The sequence below is a fragment of the Lysinibacillus sp. FSL P2-0066 genome (genome assembly GCF_037969495.1).
Lineage (GTDB): Bacteria > Bacillota > Bacilli > Bacillales_A > Planococcaceae > Lysinibacillus > Lysinibacillus boronitolerans.
Genome location: NZ_CP150202.1, coordinates 3,388,970 through 3,403,609 on the forward strand (window position 1 = coordinate 3,388,970; position 14,640 = coordinate 3,403,609).

The 14,640-nt window shown below is 42.9% G+C and carries 7 protein-coding genes, 14 tRNA genes and 3 rRNA genes; 2 read left to right on the forward strand and 22 right to left on the reverse strand.

Annotated elements, in window-relative coordinates; genetic code table 11:
- Positions 1-49: 49 nt before the first annotated feature.
- The 18 genes from MKZ14_RS16950 to MKZ14_RS17035 all read right to left on the reverse strand — a co-directional run bounded on the left by MKZ14_RS16950 (position 50) and on the right by MKZ14_RS17035 (position 7,503).
- Positions 50-125, reverse strand: a tRNA-Asp gene (locus MKZ14_RS16950).
- Positions 126-128: 3 nt separating this feature from the next.
- Positions 129-203 (reverse strand) — tRNA-Met (locus MKZ14_RS16955).
- 52 nt (positions 204-255) lie between these two features.
- Positions 256-348 (reverse strand) — tRNA-Ser (locus tag MKZ14_RS16960).
- A 15-nt stretch (positions 349-363) separates the two neighbouring features.
- Positions 364-440: transfer RNA gene (locus MKZ14_RS16965), tRNA-Ile, on the reverse strand.
- Between the two features lie 7 nt (positions 441-447).
- Positions 448-521 (reverse strand) — tRNA-Met (locus MKZ14_RS16970).
- Between the two features lie 28 nt (positions 522-549).
- Positions 550-625, reverse strand: a tRNA-Ala gene (locus MKZ14_RS16975).
- 14 nt (positions 626-639) lie between these two features.
- Positions 640-716 (reverse strand) — tRNA-Pro (locus tag MKZ14_RS16980).
- Between the two features lie 9 nt (positions 717-725).
- Positions 726-802, reverse strand: a tRNA-Arg gene (locus tag MKZ14_RS16985).
- 8 nt (positions 803-810) lie between these two features.
- Positions 811-899 (reverse strand) — tRNA-Leu (locus MKZ14_RS16990).
- A 5-nt stretch (positions 900-904) separates the two neighbouring features.
- Positions 905-979, reverse strand: a tRNA-Gly gene (locus tag MKZ14_RS16995).
- A 35-nt stretch (positions 980-1,014) separates the two neighbouring features.
- Positions 1,015-1,099: transfer RNA gene (locus MKZ14_RS17000), tRNA-Leu, on the reverse strand.
- Between the two features lie 17 nt (positions 1,100-1,116).
- Positions 1,117-1,192, reverse strand: a tRNA-Lys gene (locus tag MKZ14_RS17005).
- Between the two features lie 7 nt (positions 1,193-1,199).
- A tRNA-Thr gene (locus MKZ14_RS17010) sits at positions 1,200-1,275 on the reverse strand.
- Positions 1,276-1,278: 3 nt separating this feature from the next.
- A tRNA-Val gene (locus MKZ14_RS17015) sits at positions 1,279-1,354 on the reverse strand.
- Between the two features lie 10 nt (positions 1,355-1,364).
- Positions 1,365-1,480: ribosomal RNA gene (gene rrf / locus MKZ14_RS17020) — 5S ribosomal RNA — on the reverse strand.
- Between the two features lie 191 nt (positions 1,481-1,671).
- Positions 1,672-4,599, reverse strand: a 23S ribosomal RNA gene (locus tag MKZ14_RS17025).
- 181 nt (positions 4,600-4,780) lie between these two features.
- Positions 4,781-6,332: ribosomal RNA gene (locus MKZ14_RS17030) — 16S ribosomal RNA — on the reverse strand.
- The 16S, 23S and 5S rRNA genes sit together here with 14 tRNA genes alongside, the layout of an rRNA operon.
- A gap of 271 nt (positions 6,333-6,603) precedes the next feature.
- Positions 6,604-7,503, reverse strand: coding sequence for a DMT family transporter (locus MKZ14_RS17035; protein ID WP_036074915.1), 900 nt, complete (start codon positions 7,501-7,503; stop codon positions 6,604-6,606).
- 133 nt (positions 7,504-7,636) lie between these two features.
- On the opposite strand from MKZ14_RS17035, the gene MKZ14_RS17040 reads away from it, so the two are divergent.
- Both MKZ14_RS17040 and MKZ14_RS17045 read left to right on the forward strand, forming a co-directional pair.
- On the forward strand, positions 7,637-8,359 hold the full coding sequence (locus MKZ14_RS17040; RefSeq protein WP_016994404.1) for an MgtC/SapB family protein: 723 nt from the start codon (positions 7,637-7,639) through the stop codon (positions 8,357-8,359).
- A 14-nt stretch (positions 8,360-8,373) separates the two neighbouring features.
- Positions 8,374-9,357 (forward strand): cation diffusion facilitator family transporter, encoded by a 984-nt coding sequence (locus MKZ14_RS17045; protein WP_016994403.1) that lies wholly within the window; start codon positions 8,374-8,376, stop codon positions 9,355-9,357.
- Between the two features lie 53 nt (positions 9,358-9,410).
- On the opposite strand, the gene MKZ14_RS17050 is transcribed toward MKZ14_RS17045, so the two are convergent.
- From MKZ14_RS17050 to MKZ14_RS17065, 4 genes are all read right to left on the reverse strand, one after another.
- On the reverse strand, positions 9,411-10,109 hold the full coding sequence (locus MKZ14_RS17050) for a hypothetical protein (RefSeq protein ID WP_036074919.1): 699 nt from the start codon (positions 10,107-10,109) through the stop codon (positions 9,411-9,413).
- A gap of 357 nt (positions 10,110-10,466) precedes the next feature.
- Complete coding sequence (locus MKZ14_RS17055) at positions 10,467-11,630, reverse strand: iron-containing alcohol dehydrogenase (RefSeq protein WP_333006861.1); 1,164 nt, start codon at positions 11,628-11,630, stop codon at positions 10,467-10,469.
- Positions 11,631-11,997: 367 nt separating this feature from the next.
- Positions 11,998-13,242: a Glu/Leu/Phe/Val dehydrogenase gene (locus MKZ14_RS17060; protein ID WP_004233781.1), complete on the reverse strand. Its 1,245-nt coding sequence runs from the start codon at positions 13,240-13,242 to the stop codon at positions 11,998-12,000.
- Positions 13,243-13,325: 83 nt separating this feature from the next.
- A complete protein-coding gene (locus MKZ14_RS17065) occupies positions 13,326-14,519 on the reverse strand; it encodes an ornithine--oxo-acid transaminase (protein ID WP_004233780.1) in 1,194 nt (397 codons plus the stop codon).
- Between the last annotated feature and the right edge of the window lie 121 nt (positions 14,520-14,640).

Below are 14,640 nucleotides of genomic sequence, written 5' to 3' on the forward strand. Positions count from 1 at the left end.
ATGCTAAGCTTACTCACTCTTTTGCTTCTCATGACTTTGATTTTAAAAATGGCGGTCCCGACCGGGATCGAACCGGCGATCTCCTGCGTGACAGGCAGGCATGTTAACCGCTACACCACGGGACCTTTTGGTTGCGGGGGCCGGATTTGAACCAACGACCTTCGGGTTATGAGCCCGACGAGCTACCACTGCTCCACCCCGCGATAATTTTATATGTTTCGAGTTTTTAAAGCACCATTTATAAAAATTTAAAACTGGAGGAGGTAGAGGGATTCGAACCCCCGCGCGGTGTTACCCGCCTGTCGGTTTTCAAGACCGATCCCTTCAGCCAGACTTGGGTATACCTCCGTTACAATATATAAATGGTGGACCTTGCAGGACTCGAACCTGCGACCGGACGGTTATGAGCCGTCTGCTCTAACCAACTGAGCTAAAGGTCCTTTAAGATGGCGGCAGAGGGGATCGAACCCCCGACCTTACGGGTATGAACCGTACGCTCTAGCCAGCTGAGCTACGCCGCCAGGATCTTTATACTGGTTAATTTACTTATGGTGGAGCCTAGCGGGATCGAACCGCTGACCTCCTGCGTGCAAGGCAGGCGCTCTCCCAGCTGAGCTAAGGCCCCATAATTTTTGGAAATGGTCGGGAAGACAGGATTCGAACCTGCGACCCCTTGGTCCCAAACCAAGTGCTCTACCAAGCTGAGCTACTTCCCGTTGTTCTTTTGGCGCGCCCGACAGGAGTCGAACCCATAACCTTCTGATCCGTAGTCAGACGCTCTATCCAATTGAGCTACGGGCGCATTTAAAATGGTGCCGAGGACCGGAATCGAACCGGTACGGTAGTCACCTACCGCAGGATTTTAAGTCCTGTGCGTCTGCCAGTTCCGCCACCCCGGCACATTTGGAGCGGAAGACGAGGTTCGAACTCGCGACCCCCACCTTGGCAAGGTGGTGTTCTACCACTGAACTACTTCCGCATGTGCATAAGTTTTTTATCTGGCAATGAAAATAATGGTGCGGGTGAAGGGAGTCGAACCCCCACGCCTTGCGGCGCTAGATCCTAAGTCTAGTGCGTCTGCCAATTCCGCCACACCCGCTTATTATTATTTCTAAATGGTGAGCCATGAAGGACTCGAACCTTCGACCCTCTGATTAAAAGTCAGATGCTCTACCAACTGAGCTAATGGCTCGAAAAAATGGTGCCGGCTATAGGAATCGAACCCACGACCTACTGATTACAAGTCAGTTGCTCTACCTGCTGAGCTAAACCGGCATATGGTGGAGGATGACGGGCTCGAACCGCCGACCCTCTGCTTGTAAGGCAGATGCTCTCCCAGCTGAGCTAATCCTCCTGGGTTTTATGCCTAGCGACGTCCTACTCTCACAGGGGGAAGCCCCCAACTACCATCGGCGCTAAAGAGCTTAACTTCCGTGTTCGGTATGGGAACGGGTGTGACCTCTTTGCCATCATCACTAGACTTATTCGACCTCCAATACACGGCGTATTACTGCGTCAGCTGCTCTCGTTCAATCAGTCACGTACATAAGTACGCTCCTTCAATCACTCGTTTGCTTCCTTGTACTACTTGTGTCTTGAAGCTCTCTTTTTTTGTTGAAAGAATTATTCTTTCAAAACTGGATAAACGGTGCATTGAATGCTTCAAACATATTGGTTAAGTCCTCGATCGATTAGTATTCGTCAGCTCCATGTGTCACCACACTTCCACCTCGAACCTATCTACCTCATCGTCTTTGAGGGATCTTACTTACTTGCGTAATGGGAAATCTCATCTTGAGGGGGGCTTCATGCTTAGATGCTTTCAGCACTTATCCCGTCCACACATAGCTACCCAGCGATGCCTTTGGCAAGACAACTGGTACACCAGCGGTGTGTCCATCCCGGTCCTCTCGTACTAAGGACAGCTCCTCTCAAATTTCCTACGCCCACGACGGATAGGGACCGAACTGTCTCACGACGTTCTGAACCCAGCTCGCGTACCGCTTTAATGGGCGAACAGCCCAACCCTTGGGACCGACTACAGCCCCAGGATGCGATGAGCCGACATCGAGGTGCCAAACCTCCCCGTCGATGTGGACTCTTGGGGGAGATAAGCCTGTTATCCCCGGGGTAGCTTTTATCCGTTGAGCGATGGCCCTTCCATGCGGAACCACCGGATCACTAAGCCCGTCTTTCGACCCTGCTCGACTTGTAGGTCTCGCAGTCAAGCTCCCTTGTGCCTTTACACTCTACGAATGATTTCCAACCATTCTGAGGGAACCTTTGGGCGCCTCCGTTACCTTTTAGGAGGCGACCGCCCCAGTCAAACTGTCCGCCTGACACTGTCTCCTGCCCCGCTAAGGGGCATGGGTTAGAATTTCAATACAACCAGGGTAGTATCCCACCGACGCCTCCTTCGAAGCTGGCGCTCCGAGATCTCTGGCTCCTACCTATCCTGTACAAGTTGTACCAAAATTCAATATCAGGCTACAGTAAAGCTCCACGGGGTCTTTCCGTCCTGTCGCGGGTAACCTGCATCTTCACAGGTACTATAATTTCACCGAGTCTCTCGTTGAGACAGTGCCCAGATCGTTACGCCTTTCGTGCGGGTCGGAACTTACCCGACAAGGAATTTCGCTACCTTAGGACCGTTATAGTTACGGCCGCCGTTTACTGGGGCTTCAATTCGCAGCTTCGCTTGCGCTAACCACTCCTCTTAACCTTCCAGCACCGGGCAGGCGTCAGCCCCTATACGTCACCTTACGGTTTTGCAGAGACCTGTGTTTTTGCTAAACAGTCGCCTGGGCCTATTCACTGCGGCTCTCATGCGCTTGCACGCTCAAGAGCACCCCTTCTCCCGAAGTTACGGGGTCATTTTGCCGAGTTCCTTAACGAGAGTTCTCTCGCACACCTTAGGATTCTCTCCTCGACTACCTGTGTCGGTTTGCGGTACGGGCACCTCTCACCTCGATAGAGGCTTTTCTTGGCAGTGTGAAATCAGGAACTTCGTCCATACGGACTCGCCATCACAGCTCAACGTTACAGTGTGCGGATTTGCCTACACACACGCCTTACTGCTTGGACGCGCACAACCAACGGCGCGCTTACCCTATCCTACTGCGTCCCCCCATTTCTCAAACGGTGAGGAGGTGGTACAGGAATATCAACCTGTTGTCCATCGCCTACGCCTATCGGCCTCGGCTTAGGTCCCGACTAACCCTGAGCGGACGAGCCTTCCTCAGGAAACCTTAGTCATACGGTGGACGGGATTCTCACCCGTCTTTCGCTACTCATACCGGCATTCTCACTTCTAAGCGCTCCACCAGTCCTTCCGGTCTGACTTCAACGCACTTAGAACGCTCTCCTACCACTGACATCGTAGATGTCAATCCACAGCTTCGGTGAATCGTTTAGCCCCGATACATTTTCGGCGCAGCGTCACTCGACCAGTGAGCTATTACGCACTCTTTAAATGATGGCTGCTTCTAAGCCAACATCCTGGTTGTCTGTGCAACGCCACATCCTTTTCCACTTAACGATTACTTTGGGACCTTAGCTGGTGGTCTGGGCTGTTTCCCTTTTGACTACGGATCTTATCACTCGCAGTCTGACTCCCGTGTATAAATATCTGGCATTCGGAGTTTGTCTGAATTCGGTAAACCGGGATGGCCCCCTAGTCCAAACAGTGCTCTACCTCCAGTATTCTCATCACGAGGCTAGCCCTAAAGCTATTTCGGAGAGAACCAGCTATCTCCAAGTTCGATTGGAATTTCTCCGCTACCCACACCTCATCCCCGCACTTTTCAACGTGCGTGGGTTCGGGCCTCCAGTAAGTGTTACCTCACCTTCACCCTGGACATGGGTAGATCACCTGGTTTCGGGTCTACGACCACGTACTACATCGCCCTATTCAGACTCGCTTTCGCTGCGGCTCCGCCTTCTAAAGCTTAACCTTGCACGTAATCGTAACTCGCCGGTTCATTCTACAAAAGGCACGCTATCACCCATTAACGGGCTCTAACTACTTGTAGGCACACGGTTTCAGGATCTCTTTCACTCCCCTTCCGGGGTGCTTTTCACCTTTCCCTCACGGTACTGGTTCACTATCGGTCACTAGGTAGTATTTAGCCTTGGGAGATGGTCCTCCCGGATTCCGACGGAATTTCACGTGTTCCGCCGTACTCAGGATCCACTCAGGAGAGAACGAACTTTCGACTACAGGGCTTTTACCTGCTCTGGCGGACCTTTCCAAGTCGCTTCATCTAACTCGCTCTTTTGTAACTCCGTATAGAGTGTCCTACAACCCCAAGAGGCAAGCCTCTTGGTTTGGGCTCTTCCCGTTTCGCTCGCCGCTACTCAGGGAATCGATTTTTCTTTCTCTTCCTCCAGGTACTTAGATGTTTCAGTTCCCTGGGTCTGCCTTCAAGACGCTATGTATTCACGTCAAGATACTACGCGATTAAACGTAGTGGGTTCCCCCATTCGGAAATCTCCGGATCAAAGCTCACTTACAGCTCCCCGAAGCATATCGGTGTTAGTGCCGTCCTTCTTCGGCTCCTAGTGCCAAGGCATTCGCCGTGCGCCCTTAATAACTTAACCAAGTTATTAAGCCTATAAAAAACTTAAAAAATAAATGTGTTTGTTACAATTTCAATGTCGTTTTATCCAGTTTTCAAAGAACAAGTTTTGAAGTGTTTCATTCAGGAAGAATGAACCTTCAAAACTGAACGCAAAACGTAATCTTACAAACCCAAGGTTTGTATTCCGAAATAATCCTTAGAAAGGAGGTGATCCAGCCGCACCTTCCGATACGGCTACCTTGTTACGACTTCACCCCAATCATCTATCCCACCTTCGGCGGCTGGCTCCAAAAGGTTACCTCACCGACTTCGGGTGTTACAAACTCTCGTGGTGTGACGGGCGGTGTGTACAAGGCCCGGGAACGTATTCACCGCGGCATGCTGATCCGCGATTACTAGCGATTCCGGCTTCATGTAGGCGAGTTGCAGCCTACAATCCGAACTGAGAACGACTTTATCGGATTAGCTCCCTCTCGCGAGTTGGCAACCGTTTGTATCGTCCATTGTAGCACGTGTGTAGCCCAGGTCATAAGGGGCATGATGATTTGACGTCATCCCCACCTTCCTCCGGTTTGTCACCGGCAGTCACCTTAGAGTGCCCAACTAAATGATGGCAACTAAGATCAAGGGTTGCGCTCGTTGCGGGACTTAACCCAACATCTCACGACACGAGCTGACGACAACCATGCACCACCTGTCACCGTTGCCCCCGAAGGGGAAACTATATCTCTACAGTGGTCAACGGGATGTCAAGACCTGGTAAGGTTCTTCGCGTTGCTTCGAATTAAACCACATGCTCCACCGCTTGTGCGGGCCCCCGTCAATTCCTTTGAGTTTCAGTCTTGCGACCGTACTCCCCAGGCGGAGTGCTTAATGCGTTAGCTGCAGCACTAAGGGGCGGAAACCCCCTAACACTTAGCACTCATCGTTTACGGCGTGGACTACCAGGGTATCTAATCCTGTTTGCTCCCCACGCTTTCGCGCCTCAGCGTCAGTTACAGACCAGAAAGTCGCCTTCGCCACTGGTGTTCCTCCAAATCTCTACGCATTTCACCGCTACACTTGGAATTCCACTTTCCTCTTCTGCACTCAAGTCCCCCAGTTTCCAATGACCCTCCACGGTTGAGCCGTGGGCTTTCACATCAGACTTAAAGGACCGCCTGCGCGCGCTTTACGCCCAATAATTCCGGACAACGCTTGCCACCTACGTATTACCGCGGCTGCTGGCACGTAGTTAGCCGTGGCTTTCTAATAAGGTACCGTCAAGGTACAGCCAGTTACTACTGTACTTGTTCTTCCCTTACAACAGAGTTTTACGATCCGAAAACCTTCTTCACTCACGCGGCGTTGCTCCATCAGGCTTTCGCCCATTGTGGAAGATTCCCTACTGCTGCCTCCCGTAGGAGTCTGGGCCGTGTCTCAGTCCCAGTGTGGCCGATCACCCTCTCAGGTCGGCTACGCATCGTCGCCTTGGTGAGCCGTTACCTCACCAACTAGCTAATGCGCCGCGGGCCCATCCTATAGCGACAGCCGAAACCGTCTTTCAGTCTCTTGCCATGAAGCAAAAGAGATTATTCGGTATTAGCCCCGGTTTCCCGGAGTTATCCCAAACTATAGGGTAGGTTGCCCACGTGTTACTCACCCGTCCGCCGCTAACGTCAAAGGAGCAAGCTCCTTCTCTGTTCGCTCGACTTGCATGTATTAGGCACGCCGCCAGCGTTCGTCCTGAGCCAGGATCAAACTCTCCATAAAAGAAATTTGATTAGCTCAAATTGTTTTGCTGGCATCATGTTTGATGTCCAAAATTGTGTTTTGTTCACTAGCAAAGCTAGCTACTTAAAACTTTATTGATTACGTTTTGCTTGTTCAGTTTTCAAGGTTCATTTTTATTTAAGTCGTTTTCAGCGACTTTACTATCTTATCTCATTCTCAACTAGAAGTCAACAACTTTTTAAAAATTTTATTTTCAAGCGTTCCTTCTTGTTAAGGACAAGTAATAATATATAATATAGCATTTAAAAAATCAAGCATTTTTCATAAAAAAATTAAAAATCTTTTTAATATCTATTACAAACAATAGAATTCCTGCTAATACAATCGATCCACCAATGATTTGTGTCATGATTAAATACTCTTTAAATATCACCAAAGCTAAAAGAGCAGCTCCTACAGGCTCAAATAATATAGCTATTGAAACAACATTCGTACTAACATATTTAATAGACCAATTAAACAAAGTATGACCAAGTAAATTTGGTATTAATGCTAATAAGATAAACCATATCCAATCCATCGAAGAGTATGGTCCAAAAGATTCCCCTTTAACCAATACATATATAAATAAAGTAATGGTACTCACAACATATACAACCATCGTATAGGTTACCAAGGATAATCTCTTACGTACGTCCTGTCCTAATAAAAAATAGGCAGTTGCTAGTGCACAAGCAATGAGTGCTAGTACATCTCCATAAAAGGCTGTTCCACTTACTTTAAAATCGCCCCAACCAATTAAAACACTTCCTATTATTGCAATCGATCCTGCTATGATTGTTTTCATCGTTATTTTCTCTTTAAAGAAGAAGTATGTGCCCACAAATGCAAACAACGGTTGTAGCGTTACTAAAACTGTTGAACTTGCTACTGAAGTATAGTTGAGTGATTCAAACCATAATATAAAATGAAATGCTAAAAAAATCCCCGCAACGGAAGAAAATAGCCAATCACGTCTTTTTAAGGTTATTAACTCCTTTGTATATCCTCTTAAAAACAATGGCGCCATGATTAAAACGGAAAATAGCATGCGATAAAATGCTATAATTCCCGCTTCCGCCGATGCTAATTTCACAAAAATAGCTGACATCGATACTGAAATTACACCAATTACAATTGGGATGTATGGATGAATTCTTGGCTGTTCCATAAAACCCCACCTCCCTGAAAAAATACTTATATGTCCTTACCTCCATGTTGTACAATACAAAAAAGTGATGCACATATAATAATGACAGTTTGCATATCTCTTAGCAATACGAAATATCAATGGAGGGTCGTGTATGGAAACATTATTGGAAAATATGATTACATATGAAGTTGGCATAAAATTAGTTATTGCAGCCACATTAAGTTTAGTAATCGGTATCGAAAGGGAATTAAAGAAAAAACCAGTTGGATTAAAAACAAGTTTAGTGATTGCTACTTTCAGCTGCTTATTAACGATTATCTCCATTGAAACAGCCTACTCAACCCCCGCAAGAGAAGATATCAACATTACGATGGACCCTCTTCGTTTAGCCGCGCAAATTGTCAGTGGAATTGGCTTTCTTGGTGCAGGAGTCATTCTAAGACGCGGCAATGACAGCATTACGGGTTTAACAACCGCTGCTATGATCTGGGGAGCCGCTGGTATCGGTATTGCGGTTGGGGCGGGATTTTACATGGATGCAACATTAGCGGTTGTGATCATTGTTTTTGGAATTGAGGTACTATCACCTTTTCTTATGAAAATTGGACCAAAGCGAATTCGTATGCGAGAAATTCTATTAAAAGTTCAAATTGATGATGACAACCATACAGAATCATTTCTATTATTTTTAAAGGACAACAACATTATCATTGAAAACATACGCATTAAAGATGTGCACTTAAAAAATGATAGTGTTTTACATGAGTTAGATTTACGCCTTTCCTTAATCGTCTCGGATAATTTGTTGTCATTTTATCGTTCATTACGAGCACTATCTTATATAGAAAAAATCGAAATGGAAATTTTAAACTAGTTGGAGGATTTTTTATGGCAGAACTATTAAAACTACTAAAAGACGGTAACAAACCCTCACTAATGGCTGCATTTGTAAATGCATTTTTAGGAATTATTAAAGGAATCGCCTTTTTCTTTACAGGTAACGTTGCAATGTTTGCAGAAATGATGCACTCTCTAGGCGATGCAGCAAACCAATTATTTGTGTATATAGGTTCAGCACTCTCTAAAAAGGCACCTACCAAACAATTTCCTGGTGGCTTTGGTCGTATTGTCAATTTAGTATGCCTTTTCGCTGTAATAATTGTAGCTATACTTTCTTATGAAACAATAAAAGAAGGTTGGCATCATTTTATTCATCCCACAGGAGAATCTAGCGGCATACTGATTGCCCTAGGCGTATTATTCATCGGGATTGTTTTAGAAGGGACAGTGCTAGCTAAAGCGGCTGCAGAAGTGCTACATGAAGCAGGTCAAGAAAAAGCAGGTATCGCATCTATTCCCAAAGCATTCCCATACTTGAATAGAGCAAAACCGGCAACAAAATTAGTTTTTATGGAAGATTTAGTTGCTACTGGAGGCAACTTTTTAGCCTTTGCTGCAATTTTAATTGCTTATTTTACAGGTTGGGGTCGAATAGAAGGACTTGTTTCGATGATAATCGGGGCCATGATGTTTTATGTAGTTGGTAAGGTATTCCTCGATAATGCACGTGGTGTCATCGGTGAGACAGATGAAGAGATGTTAAACCATATCGCTCACCTCGTAATGGAGGATCCGAATATTAAAGATATTGTGCGTCTTGAAGTGATTAAAGAAGGGGAATTTTTACATGTAGAATTAGTAGCTGAAGCTGATCCCCATTTATCGCTAGCCTTTTTAGATGATGTTCGCGATCATTTAACAGAAGTAATCCTAAGCCAAAAAGGAGTATCTAAAGTAGCTATTTTATTCGACGAAGATGACGGGAAAACAAGCTGGATACACGTTGGCGAAAAGCCAAATAACTCCATGTAATACTTTATACAGACAGATAGCCAATTGCCATATTTCAGGCAGTTGGCTATTTATTATACTAGTTTTAAATTGGGAATATCCTCATAACCAACATAGACATGGTTTGTAATCATAAAAGTAAGCAATTTATTACAGGCAATCGTTTGTCTTTTACCATTCTGTTGAATTACGATTTTGGAAAATTGTAAGGAGGCTTGACGATTAGCCAATGCATATTCTTCGGCATTTAATATATCTCTGCCATCCACATGACAGCCCAATACGAAATTCCCTGCAAAAGAATCCTTTAATACATTCGGATGCATGGATTGATAATGGACTTCAGCAATTGAATCTTCGATATTCATGAATTGATGGGCTACCAAATAATGTTTTAAAGCACCTTTTAAATCAATTGCAATAGCCGTATCCGCTAAAATTGTTCGATAATAAACAGGAACAATTTCAGCACCCCCCAAATAAGGCTTAACTTCTACAACAATTTCTCCAAAAGGACGAACAAATAATTGTACAATTGCTTTATTTACACCATCCGAAAAAATAACATTCGTTTGCCCAAAACGTAAGCTTTTAAAAAATATGCTTTGATCTACAATGTATCCAGTGATAATTTTATCATTTTCAATTTGCAATGATTTCGCTTCTATACCCAATACTTCTACACAATTTTGCATTTTATAAACGTGTTGCTGAAATGGCATTTCTATACAGCTTAATGTAACAATACGGTTCTCTAGCAATTGTTTCAACATTTGATCCTCTCCTCTTTGTTTAATATTGTCATTATTTTAGTAAAGGTGGCTGAACAACTTCTGAACATCACTACACGAAGTGAGTGATTATGACAAAAAATTATTCTTTTCTATCATTCGAAAATTACCTCATAGTTAAATAATTCACAATATAGGTTGAATGACTCAATAAAAAACGTGACTTTTATCACTTAAAACAAAGAAAAATATATTATTAACCACTTTTATATCTATCTATTTTATTATATTGCAGGACTATAGAAACTTCTACGACAAATTTCAACACTTATCGTTAATTTTTCTTAACCTTGCAACAAAAAAATATGAGGCTATAAGCATAGCCTCATACATGATGTATTAAAGAGAATTTTGTAAAATAGTTCTTACATCTTCCCCTTGCAATTTATTAAAGTTTCCAAACGGGCCATTTTGCATTGCATGATCTATTATTTGCTGGAATTTCGAATCATCAATATCATAATCAGCTAAACGACTAGGCGCCCCTAATGATGTCCAGAATGCAGATAAACGATCAATTCCCTCGTAAGCAACCTCTTCTACTGTTTTGCCTGTTGCTTCGACTCCAAATACACGTGTGGCTATACCTGCAAAACGCTCAGGATTTACTGGTACACTTAAACGCATCCAATGTGGTTGAAGAATAGCTAACCCCCCTGCGTGTGGAATGTCGTAAACAGCAGATACAGCATGTTCAATATTATGAGATGCCCAATCCCCTCGTGAACCAATTGATAGGAAGCCATTTAAACCAATTGTCCCTGCTAATAAAATGGTTTCACGTAACTCTGTATTTTCTAGATCCTCTACTAATTTTGGAGCTGTCGTAATAACCGTTCGCAATACCCCTTCACACATTTCATCTGTGATAGGAGTATTCGTTGTATTATGGAAATATTGCTCAAATACGTGTGACATCATATCCACAATTCCATACACAGTGTGATTTTTAGGTACAGTCACTGTATATGCTGGATTTAGGATTGAAAATTTCGGGAAGGCTGCTGGACTACCCCAACTTAGTTTTTCTTCTGTAGCGGCATTCGTTATCACAGATCCAGCATTCATTTCTGAACCTGTAGCAGCAAGTGTCAACACTGTTCCTAGTGGTAGGGCTTGTTCTACTAACACTTTACGTGTCACGATATCCCAAGCATCGCCATCATACTTCGCGCCAGCAACGATTAATTTAGAACAATCGATTACTGAACCACCACCAACAGCAAGAACTAAGTCAATTCCTTCTTTTTTGCATATCTCAATACCTCGTCTAGCTGTTTCCACTCGTGGATTTGGCTCTACACCACCTAATTCAAATACGGTTTTATCCGCGAGTTGCAATTTTTCTATAACAGCATCGTATACACCATTCGCTTTAATACTCCCGCCACCATATACAACTAATACTTTGTTTCCTAATTGCTCTAATTCTTTCGGTAATTTTTCAAGTGCATCCTCACCAAAATGTAGTTTCACCGGGTTAAAAAAAGTAAATGAATCCATCTAATTCGCCCCTTTCTAGTTGGATTTTCTCATAATTATGCTAGAGAAAGCAAAGATTACACGCTGTCATCGCTTTGCTATTTCTAAAGAGTTGCTTCAAACTGTTCAGATTTTGTTCAGGTAATAGTTGTATAGTACTTTTTATTACATAAAATCAAAGGAATTTTTGCACATGCTTATTATTGTAATTGTTGTCGTAACTATAATTTTGGGCTTTTTCCTGTTACGATTTTTTAAAATCAAAAAAATAAGGAACGAAAAAAAGATGCTATTAGAACAGCGTCTAGATCACCTTCTTCAATCGAATAAAAATGAAAAAAATGAGTCATCCCATTAGTATAGGAATGACTCATTAGCTTATTTTTACTTAAACCCAACCACGGAAGCGAGAAGCTTCTGCCGTACGGCGAACACCTACCATGTAAGCTGCTAAGCGCATGTTGATGTTACGTGTTGTTGCTGTTGTATATACATTATCAAATGCTTCAACCATTTTTTTGTATAGACGCTCTTCCACTTCTTCTTCTGTCCAATAATAACCTTGGTTATTTTGCACCCATTCAAAGTAAGAAACTGTAACTCCACCTGCAGAGGCTAATACGTCTGGTACAAGTAAAATGCCGCGCTCTGTTAAGATTTTAGTTGCTTCTGCTGTTGTTGGACCATTTGCTGCTTCTACTACGATATTTGCTTTCACATTATGTGCATTGTCAGCAGTAATTTGGTTTTCAATAGCAGCTGGTACTAAAATATCACAATCAAGCTCTAATAATTCTTTGTTAGAAATTGTGTTTTCAAATAAAGTTGTTACTGTTCCAAAGCTATCGCGACGATCTAATAAATAGTCGATATCTAAACCTTCAGGATCATGAAGTGCACCATAAGCATCTGAAATACCGATTACTTTCGCACCTAAATCATGCATGAATTTCGCAAGGAAGCTTCCTGCGTTACCAAATCCTTGAATAACAACACGAGCACCTTTAATATCAATACCACGTTTTTTTGCTGCTTCTTCGATTACGATTGTAACACCTTGTGCAGTCGCACGGTCACGACCTTGAGAACCACCAAGTACTAGTGGTTTACCCGTGATGAAGCCTGGAGAGTTGAATTCATCCATGCGGCTATATTCATCCATCATCCATGCCATAATTTGTGCATTTGTAAATACGTCTGGCGCAGGAATATCTTTTGTTGGTCCTACGATTTGACTTACCGCACGAACATAGCCACGGCTTAAGCGTTCAATTTCGCCCATAGACATTTGACGAGGATCACAAATGACACCGCCTTTACCACCACCGTATGGTAGATCGACAATACCACATTTCAATGTCATCCACATTGAAAGCGCTTTAACTTCCTCCTCAGACACTTGTGGGTGGAAACGAACCCCACCTTTAGTTGGTCCTACAGCATCATTATGTTGTGCACGGTAGCCAGTAAATACTTTTGTTGTACCATCATCCATTTTTACTGGGATGCGCACTTGTAGCATGCGAAGCGGTTCCTTTAGTAATTCATACATTGCTTCATCATAGCCAAGTTTATTTAGAGCATCTTGAATGACATCTTGTGTTGATGTGAAAAGATTTAAGTTTTCAGACATTATTAAATCGCCTCTTTGTTTTTTTTAATGATAGTTATCGGCATCATTGTAACATACTTCCGAATTAAAATGTGAACATTTTGTTAAAGTTTAAATACTTTTTCAATTTGTTCAATTGACCAATCTAAATCCTCTTGAGAAATCACAAGTGGTGGTGCAAAACGAATCACTGTATCATGTGTTTCTTTACATAATAGACCTAATTCTTTAAGTTTTTCACAGTATGGACGAGCTGCTTCTGTTAGCTCCATACCGATAAATAAACCACGACCACGTACTTCCTTAATAACTGGGTTGTTAATTTCTTTTAATTTGCCTTTGAAATATTCACCAAGTTCGTGTGAACGCTCTGCTAATTTTTCATCTAATAAAACTTTAATAGATGCAATTGAAACTGCACAAGCTAAAGGGTTGCCTCCGAAAGTTGAACCATGTGAGCCTGGGTTGAATACACCTAAAATACTACGGTTTGCAGCCACACAAGAAATCGGGAATACACCGCCACCTAGAGCTTTACCTAAGATATACATATCTGGTTCTACTTCTTCCCAGTCACAAGCAAACATTTTACCTGTACGTGCTAAACCAGCTTGAATTTCGTCAGCAATGAATAGAACATTGTTTTCACGGCAAAGTTCACGAGCTGCTTTTAAGAAGCCTTCTGTTGGAATGACGATACCTGCTTCACCTTGAATTGGCTCAATTAAAAATGCAGCAGTGTTTGGTGTAATAGCAGCTTTTAAAGCTTCAAGGTTACCATAATCTACTAATTTAACGTTTGGTAGCATTGGACCAAAACCACGACGGTATTCTTCATCAGAAGATAAAGATACAGCTAGCATTGTACGACCATGGAAGTTACCATTACATGCAATAACTTCAGCCTTACCCTCTTCTACGCCTTTAACATCATATGCCCAACGACGAGCTGCTTTAAACGCAGTTTCTACTGCTTCAGCACCAGTATTCATTGGTAATACCATTTCTTTATTTGTTAATTTCCCTACTAGCTCATACCATTCACCAAGGTTTTCGCTGTAGAAAGCACGCGAAGTTAACGTTACTTTATCAGCTTGCTCTTTTAAAGCAGCGATAATTTTTGGATGACGGTGTCCTTGGTTTACAGCTGAATAAGCTGATAACATATCTAAATATTTGTTGCCTTCTGGATCTTTAACCCAAGCACCCTCAGCCTCTGAAATAACGATTGGCAGTGGATGATAGTTTGCTGCACCAAAATTTTGTGTTTGTTCAATAACTTGTTGAGTTTTTGTCATATCCTATTCTCTCCTTACTAATCATGTTGAAAAACTTTATAGAAGAAAGGGACTATGTATCACTATAAGTAGAATGATTAAAAATTTAGCAACAATTCAAACGATAAATTTGCTAACTTCT

Coding starts and splice junctions, on each gene's coding strand:
- MKZ14_RS17055 (WP_333006861.1), bottom strand. CDS start 11,630: ATGGATTCATTTACTTTTTTTAACCCGGTGAAACTACATTTTGGTGAG.
- MKZ14_RS17065 (WP_004233780.1), bottom strand. CDS start 14,519: ATGACAAAAACTCAACAAGTTATTGAACAAACACAAAATTTTGGTGCA.
- MKZ14_RS17060 (WP_004233781.1), bottom strand. CDS start 13,242: ATGTCTGAAAACTTAAATCTTTTCACATCAACACAAGATGTCATTCAA.
- MKZ14_RS17045 (WP_016994403.1), top strand. CDS start 8,374: ATGGCAGAACTATTAAAACTACTAAAAGACGGTAACAAACCCTCACTA.
- MKZ14_RS17040 (WP_016994404.1), top strand. CDS start 7,637: ATGGAAACATTATTGGAAAATATGATTACATATGAAGTTGGCATAAAA.
- MKZ14_RS17035 (WP_036074915.1), bottom strand. CDS start 7,503: ATGGAACAGCCAAGAATTCATCCATACATCCCAATTGTAATTGGTGTA.
- MKZ14_RS17050 (WP_036074919.1), bottom strand. CDS start 10,109: ATGTTGAAACAATTGCTAGAGAACCGTATTGTTACATTAAGCTGTATA.